Source organism: Prevotella corporis DSM 18810 = JCM 8529 (assembly GCF_000430525.1).
Lineage (GTDB): Bacteria > Bacteroidota > Bacteroidia > Bacteroidales > Bacteroidaceae > Prevotella > Prevotella corporis.
The window spans coordinates 1-8247 of sequence record NZ_AUME01000067.1; the positions used below are offsets into that span (position 1 = coordinate 1).

Here is an 8247-nt window from a genome sequence, read left to right on the forward strand (position 1 = left end):
CTTTTTGAACAATATCCGGACATCCAAAAGGCATACGGACTGTGCCACTCACTGCGCATAATCTTCGCCAAGAACACCATCAAGGATGCAGCCAGGCTCTCCATGGCACGGTGGTACAATAAAGTTGAAGAGGCAGACTTCCATTCATTCAATGGGATTGCTGCCACATTCTACGAGCATTATGATGAGATATTGAACTTCTATAACAACAGATCTTCGAATGCCATGGCAGAATCGTTCAATGCCAAAATTAAACTTTTCCGAGCCAATCTAAGAGGAGTGGCAGACAAGAAGTTCTTTTTATTCAGAATTGCAAAACTATATGCCTATCCCCATTGATTTTCTACTGAGCCACAATTAGCTGATGACAATATGGTTTGCTGATTAATTTTATTGCTTGTTGCCAGTTTTTCTGCTGTTCTCACTTGCTTAAGTCTGCTACGTCGGAAACGTACGACGAACAAGTTTCTCGACTATCAGAGAAAAATAGTACAGGGGGAAAACGACCGGTTTGAGTTTAATAATTGAAGTGCCGACAAGATCAATATGAAATTTTTATTTATTATGTTAAGAGCTATATAAATTAACAAAGGCAACCCAAGAGAGTTATCTTTGCTTTATTGCTGTTATTTTACAGGAATTTCTTTATTCACATTCTTACTTCCAATTAAGGCATAATATAATAAATATACCAAGCCCAAGAGAGGAATTATATAAGAGAACAGGTACGAAACATGGTCAGCAATATAATTTTGGACGAGTGGAAGGATTCCCCCACCAACGACCATCACCATAAAAATACCAGATGCTTGAGCATTGTATTTGCCTAATCCCTCGGTGGCAAGATTAAAGATACTTGCCCACATGATAGATGTGCATAATCCACAAAGCACAAAAAAGCAAGCTGCGATTGGGACATTGACAGTTTTAAAAGCATTATCGGCATATACGGGCATATCTATCATTGTTGATTTGCCGAATACCATTCCAAAGATAAGAAAAACAATGGCAGTTGCTGCAGTACAAGTCAACATCGTTTTACTTGAAATTTTGTTGGCAATGAATCCAGCAATAAATCTGCCTATCAGCATAAGTAACCAATAGGTTGTGGCAACTGCCGTTGCAATGACAAAGGCTTTGCCTGCAATGTCACCACCTTTTGCAGATTGGTCACTCAAATAATTTGTTAAAGTTCCTGGAATACCGACTTCAATACCAACATAAAAGAAAATAGCTATTACGCCTAACTTGCAATGACGGAAATCCAATGCACTATGCTCGAATACTGTGTTGATATTTGCTTTACCGTATTCAGGATCGTTGATGGGCACAAAAAACAGTATAATAAATGTCAAAACAAAAACTCCCATCGCCATGTAGAGTATGGGATTTACTTGGCTAAATGTCGTGAGCGGAGTTCCAACTGAATCAATTCCATTCTTAATGGTTTCAGCTGTAACTATATTACCAACAATGGCTCCCACCAACATTGGAGTTAAAGATCCGGATAGCGAGTTAAGAGTTCCGCCAATGAGATTCAGTTGGTTACCCCGATTACCGCCACCACCAATCAGGTTGAGCATCGGATTAACCACTGTGTTGAGGATACAGACGCAAAAACCAGATACAAAGGCTCCTAGAAGATAGATGGTAAAGGCTAACGTTGCGCCTCCTTCACTCAAGGTGCCTGAAACAAATTGGACAATCACTCCGATTAAACCTAATGCTATACCTGTGAGAGCAGTTTTCTTATATCCTATTCTGATTAATAGTTTACCAGCAGGAATACCCATGAATAGATAAGCAAGGAAATTTGCGAAATTTCCTAACATACCGATAAAATTTGAACCAGCAAATTCTCCTTTCCAAATAACCCCAATTGGAGCTGCAAGGTTAGTAACGAATGAAATCATTGCGTAAAGGAACATCATTGTTATGATGGCAATGATACTTCTATTTTGTTTAGTATTGCTCATTGTTCTAAATTTTAGTTGATATTATCTACTTTTGTTAACTATTAATAATTAAATGAGGATAATTATAAACACAGAATAATGATGTATCCACAAGTCTGTGTATAATTTTCATTCACAGATAAACTGATATACTTAAATAAAGAAATAAAAGGATTTTTTCATTATCATTCTTTGACCAGACGGCTATCCTAAAAGTGCGATATCCTTATTGCGAATCTTTGTCTATAAACCCATGTGCTTTTAATAAGCACAAACTGAGCATCCTCTTAACCTCATTTATTAGTTATCGTCCATAAATTTATTTGCAAAGTAAAGAAAAATAAATGATAAATGCAAAGAGATGTAATGAAATGCGTTAAGCATCCTCGTTAAAAACAATTAAAAATAATTGCACCTAAAGATTAATTACATTGCAGTAAATTCAAAAAATCAGCCACAATATAGCTCGAACCACCCACAAATACGAAATCTTCTTTATTGGCATCGTCTAAAGCTTTGTTGTATGCCTCACCCACATTTGTAAAACATTCGCCATGAAGTCCGAATTTTTTACCAGTAGCAGCAACTTTATCAACATGATAAGCCCGTTTCGTACTTGGCTGTGTCCAGTAATATTCACCATCTTTTGGTAATAGAGCCATTACTCCTTCTATATCCTTATCATCTACCATCCCAAAAACTATGCGGAGATTCTTGCACTTCTGTCTTCTGATTTGTTGCGATAAACACATCCAACCAGCCTCGTTGTGTCCTGTGTCACATATCACCATGGGGTTTGTTTGAATTTTCTGCCATCTGCCCAATAACCCTGTAGATTCACATACGTTGGAAAAGCCTTTAACTATACTTTCTATGTTTTTGATAATATGAGAGTTATGCAGATGTGATAAAGCGGTTAAGATGGTGTTGGTATTCTTTATCTGATAGAGTCCACCTAATTCCCCTTGTAGTTCTCCGAACAAGCGAGTTTTATAATAAAGTCCACCATCGGATGACATAGAAGCCGAAAGAACCATTGGGATATCTTCAGCAAAGATAATCAGAGACTCCATTTCTTGTGCTTTAGCTTCAAACACTATGCGGGTTTCGTCGTTGGCCTCACCAATAATGACAGGAGTTCCTTGTTTTATTATGCCAGCCTTTTCAAATGCAATTTTAGGTAATGTGTCTCCCAAGAACTGCGTATGGTCAAGTGATATATTTGTGATAATCGAAAGTAGCGGATGTATGATGTTAGTACAGTCAAGGCGTCCTCCTAATCCAACTTCGATTATAGCGAAATCAACCTTTTGCTCTGCGAAGTATTTGAATGCCATGGCTGTGGTAAGTTCAAAGAAGGATGGATGTAATGGCTCAAAAAAATCCTTATGCTCTTCAACGAAGTCTATGACATATTGTTCTGGGACCATTTCTCCATTTATTCTGATACGCTCGCGAAAATCTACCAGATGAGGACTTGTGTATAATCCCACCTTATACCCATCAGCTTGGAGAATGGCTGCTAATGTGTGAGAACATGACCCTTTACCGTTAGTCCCACCAATATGGATGGAACGGAAATTTGTATGAGGATGACCGAAATACTCGTCCAATGCGTATGTATTGTCTAATCCTTCCTTATAAGCAGAAGCACCTATATGCTCAAAAACTGGAGTGCTGTTGAATAGATACTCGGTTGTCTCTTGATAGTTCACGGCTAATCACTAACTGAATAATTTCTTAAAATTATCAAAAATTGCACGTTTGGTAACGCTGTCCCCTTTAAAATTATCACTCTTGCTAAACTCTTCTATAGCTTCCTTTTCAGATTTTGAGAGTTCTTTGGGCACATAGATACTAATTTGCACGATGAGATCACCCGTGCCATTACCGTATCCTTGAACAGCTGGCAAGCCTTTACCACGCAAGCGGAGTGTCTTTCCCGGCTGTGTTCCAGGCTCAATCTTGATTTTCACATTTGTACCGTCAATTGTCGGAATATCAACTTGTCCGCCTAAGACCGCTGTGGGAAAATCAAGCAAGAGGTTGTAGATAACGTTCTGTCCGTCACGAATGAAAGTGTCGTTGTCTTCTTCCTCAATATATACTTGGATATTACCTGTTATACCATTGCGTTTACCAGCATTACCCTTACCTGGAACATTGACAACCATCCCCTCGGCAACTCCCGCTGGGATGTTAATTTCAACTACTTCCTCTCCCTTTACGACACCATCACCATGACAATGGCTGCATTTATTTTTAATTACTTTACCTTCGCCACCACATACATGACAAGTCGTCTGAGTCTGCATCATACCGAAAATACTTTGCTGAGTGCGAATCTCAACACCGCTACCATGACAATTTGGACATGTTTCGGAACTACTTCCTCTTTCAGCTCCTGTGCCATGACAATGGTTACATACTACATCCTTCCGCACTTTGAATTTCTTCGTCACACCAGTAGCTACCTCTTGAAGAGACAGCTTAACTTTTAAGCGAAGATCGGCTCCACGGTACCTGGGTGCCTGTCGTGAACCACCACCGAAACCTCCAAATCCAGCTCCGCCACCAAACACATCGCCGAACATGGAAAAAATATCATCCATGGAAAATCCAGCTCCGTCTCCGAATCCTCCAAATCCTCCACCAGGACCATCAAATCCGAACTGATCATATTGTTGGCGTTTTTGAGCATCATTAAGCACACTGTATGCCTCCGCTGCCTCTTTGAATTTCTCCTCAGCCTTTGGATCATCTGGGTTTCTGTCCGGATGGTATTTAATGGCTATTTTTCTATAAGCCTTTTTTATCTCGTCTTCCGAAGCATTCTTGTCAACGCCAAGTACTTCGTAGTAGTCTCTTTTTGCCATTATTGTCTATTTGTTGGAATCATTATGGAATTTATAGGAATAAGCGAAAAAGCCATTTATTGATAAATCGCTATAAACTCTTAAATTTCCTCAGACTCTTTGATATTATTGTCCTACTGCAACCTTTGCGTGGCGGATAACCTTATCATTGAGAGTGTAGCCTGTTTGTACGCAATCGATAATCTTACCTTTCTTTTCGTCTCCCATTCCTGGTACCATTGCAATTGCTTCATGATAATCAACGTTGAAATCTGCATCTTGAGTTTCAATCTTACTTACTCCAAGCCCTTCTAAAGTCTTGATAAACTTTTTGAAGATGAGCTCAAATCCCTCCTTAATAGCACCAGCATCTTCCGTTTTGTCAGCAATAGCCCGCTCAAAATCGTCAAGAATCGGCAGAACGGCTGTGATGGTTTTCTCGCTGCCATTGAGTATTAATTCAGCTTTTTCCTTCAGGGTGCGTTTTTTATAATTCTCGAATTCAGCATAGAGACGAATGTACTTGTCTTTCCATTCCTCGACACTTTCCTGAGTTTCATTCTCATCGGTATCTCCTTCGCTTTCTTCAGGATTCTCTTCCGACAGATCTTGTGTTTCAGAAGTGTTCTCATCTGTATTTTCTACTTGAGAATCTCCCTCATTTAAAGTTTCTTCTTTGTTTATTAAGTCTTCTGTTTTTATTTTTTTATTTTTCTTACTCATGATAGGAATTTGTTGTTAATCTATCCAAGTTGTAGCAAATGATATGCCAAAAACTGGTATTAGCTCATAACGAAAATCAAGAATACATTTTCAATCTCTGCTCCTTGATTTTCTCGTCATGAATATATTCGTCGTAACTCATCAGCTTGTCAATTGTGCCCTTCGGAGTTAGTTCAATGATACGGTTTGCTACAGTTCCGATGAATTCGTGGTCGTGAGAGCTGAACAGAATGTTTCCTTTGAAGCTAACAAGGTTATTGTTGAAGGCCTGAATGCTTTCAAGATCAAGATGATTGGTTGGGGTGTCAAGAATCAAGCAATTGGCATTTTGAAGCTGCATACGTGCAATCATGCAACGCATTTTCTCACCACCTGAGAGAACGTTCACTTTCTTTTCAACTTCTTCTTGCTTGAAAAGCATTCGTCCCAAAAATCCCTTCATGGCCACTTCGTTACCTGGGCCGTATTGTGAAAGCCAATCAACAAGGTTCAACTCACTGTTGAAATATTCTGTGTTATCCAGTGGCAGATAGGCAGTTGTGATGGTAATACCCCAATTAAATTTTCCACCGTCTGCTTCACGTTCGCCATTGATAATCTTAAAGAGTGTCGTCATTGCTTTTGGATTTCTGGACAGAAAAACGACTTTCTGTTCTTTCTCCACATTAAAATTAACATGGTCGAACAAGACTGAACCATCTGCATCCAATGCTTTAAGTTCTTCCACTTCGAGAATCTGGTTGCCAGGCTCTCTTTCCATTTGGAAGATAATACCAGGATATTTACGGCTGGAAGGACGGATTTCCTCAACATTCAACTTCTCAAGCATTTTCTTACGTGAAGTTGTTTGCTTGCTCTTTGCCACATTGGCAGAGAATCGGCGGATAAATTCTTCTAATTGTTGTTTCTTCTCCTCTGCTTTCATTTTTTGGTTTTGCGCCTGACGGAGTGCTAATTGGGAGCTTTCGTACCAGAACGAATAGTTTCCTGCAAAGACAGTAACCTTGCCAAAGTCAATATCAATTGTTTGCGTACTCACAGAATCAAGGAAGTGACGGTCGTGAGATACTACAAGTACGGTCTGCGTTTCCTCAATTTCCCCTAAATATTCCTCAAGCCATTCTACGGTTTCGAGGTCAAGGTCGTTGGTAGGCTCATCGAGTAGTAGGTTTTCTGGTTTTCCGAAAAGGGCCTTGGCCAGCATGACACGAACCTTCTCGGTATTCGAGAGTTCACCCACCAATTTCTGATGCTGTTCCTCTTTGACCCCAAGATTTTGCAGCAACTGAGCAGCTTCGCTTTCTGCTTCCCAGCCGTTCATTTCTGCAAACTTAAGTTCCAAGTCCGCAGCACGGTTTCCGTCCTCCTCGGTCATTTCATCTTTCCCGTAGAGCTCTTCGCGCTCTTTCATATTTTTCCATAGAGGCTCGTGTCCCATGAGCACTGTATCCATCACTGTGAATTCGTCGTACTTGAAGTGGTCCTGCTCCAATACGGATAGACGCTCCCCGGGGCCTAATTCAATCGTACCCTTGTTTGGTTCTAAATCGCCAGAGATAGCTCGGAGCAATGTCGATTTACCTGCTCCGTTGGCGCCAATGACACCATAGATGTTACCTGGAGTAAATTTTATGTTAACGTCCTTATACAGAACCCTTTTGCCGAATTGTACGGCGATGTTTGAGAGTGTAATCATTATTTGTTTATAAACCTATTTATTTTCTGGGTGCAAAGGTACAATAATAATGTGAAATTAGCAAGTAGGTTAGAAAATCAATAATCAACGAAACATCAACAATAAATTTTAATATGGTGAATTAATAATAAAATGTAGCGTCTGCAAATATATGGGCTTGCTAAATGAGATACAACTTTTTTATTTGTGTAAAGATTTATTACCTAAAAACGTACGTATTAAGTTCACAATTTAGAGAATTTAAGATGCGAGTACTCGTATAATATAGCCGAATTTTAATGTTTTTGTTCGCTAAATCAATCACCTGTTTGCGATAGTTGAGCTTTCTGAAATTATTCGATAAGTTTTTATCATCCAATTAGTGAGTTTTCAGCAGATAATAGATGACCTATTGATGACAATATTACGGATGCTTTTGTCTTTTCTTCTATTGTTATTTTCCAACAGTGCTATTAAGCTGCTGACTGGCAACACTTTGTAAAAATTTATATAATTAGCATATTTGCAGACAGAATTAAACTTATCTGTTTTAATGGCCTGAATTTGAATGCTTTTGTAAAGAAATATTATCATTGTTCCTGATGAATGGAATGAATAAATTAGTATGATGCTCTTGAGGAAAGTTGATTATTTAATGATTTTAACATTCATGTGAAATAGAAACCCTTCGTGAATTCAACAAGCAAGTGCAAATTTACTTAATTTGTTCGTAAAAGCACTCGTATGGTGTTTTAAATCCTAATTTCTTTCTTGGTCTCATGTTAATTTTCCTTGAACACTTTGTGATTTGTTGATGGCTGACATGTTCAAAAGTTTCTGATTTTGGCACGTATTGCCTAATCAGTCCGTTTGCATTTTCTATGCCGCCCTTCTGCCATGAAGAGTATGGATCGGCAAAATAGATGTTGACACCAAGGCTTTTTCCTATCATTTCATGGCAAGCGAATTCAGTACCGTTGTCTGTTGTAATAGACTTGACATGCCCTTTGAATGGAGATAGCAGATGTATTACAGTACG

7 protein-coding genes are annotated in these 8247 nt (G+C 38.9%); 1 reads left to right on the forward strand and 6 read right to left on the reverse strand.

The window, feature by feature from the left end; translation table 11 throughout:
• Positions 1–339, forward strand: a 339-nt coding sequence (locus H515_RS0110065) for a transposase (RefSeq protein ID WP_028901909.1), incomplete at its 5' end; no start/stop codon positions are given.
• A 287-nt stretch (positions 340–626) separates the two neighbouring features.
• On the opposite strand, the gene H515_RS0110070 is transcribed toward H515_RS0110065, so the two are convergent.
• From H515_RS0110070 to H515_RS0110095, 6 genes are all read right to left on the reverse strand, one after another.
• A complete protein-coding gene (locus H515_RS0110070) occupies positions 627–1976 on the reverse strand; it encodes an MFS transporter (RefSeq protein ID WP_028901910.1) in 1350 nt (449 codons plus the stop codon).
• A 401-nt stretch (positions 1977–2377) separates the two neighbouring features.
• Positions 2378–3670 carry a bifunctional folylpolyglutamate synthase/dihydrofolate synthase gene (locus tag H515_RS0110075; RefSeq protein WP_025878029.1) on the reverse strand — a complete coding sequence of 431 codons (1293 nt, stop codon included), beginning with the start codon at positions 3668–3670 and terminating at the stop codon, positions 2378–2380.
• A 9-nt stretch (positions 3671–3679) separates the two neighbouring features.
• Positions 3680–4831, reverse strand: coding sequence for a molecular chaperone DnaJ (gene dnaJ / locus H515_RS0110080; protein ID WP_025878027.1), 1152 nt, complete (start codon positions 4829–4831; stop codon positions 3680–3682).
• 105 nt (positions 4832–4936) lie between these two features.
• Positions 4937–5533, reverse strand: coding sequence for a nucleotide exchange factor GrpE (locus H515_RS0110085; protein ID WP_025878025.1), 597 nt, complete (start codon positions 5531–5533; stop codon positions 4937–4939).
• A gap of 76 nt (positions 5534–5609) precedes the next feature.
• Complete coding sequence (locus tag H515_RS0110090; protein WP_025878023.1) at positions 5610–7229, reverse strand: ABC-F family ATP-binding cassette domain-containing protein; 1620 nt, start codon at positions 7227–7229, stop codon at positions 5610–5612.
• Between the two features lie 694 nt (positions 7230–7923).
• The coding region (locus H515_RS0110095) for an IS30 family transposase (protein ID WP_154653692.1) at positions 7924–8247 on the reverse strand (324 nt) is incomplete at its 5' end.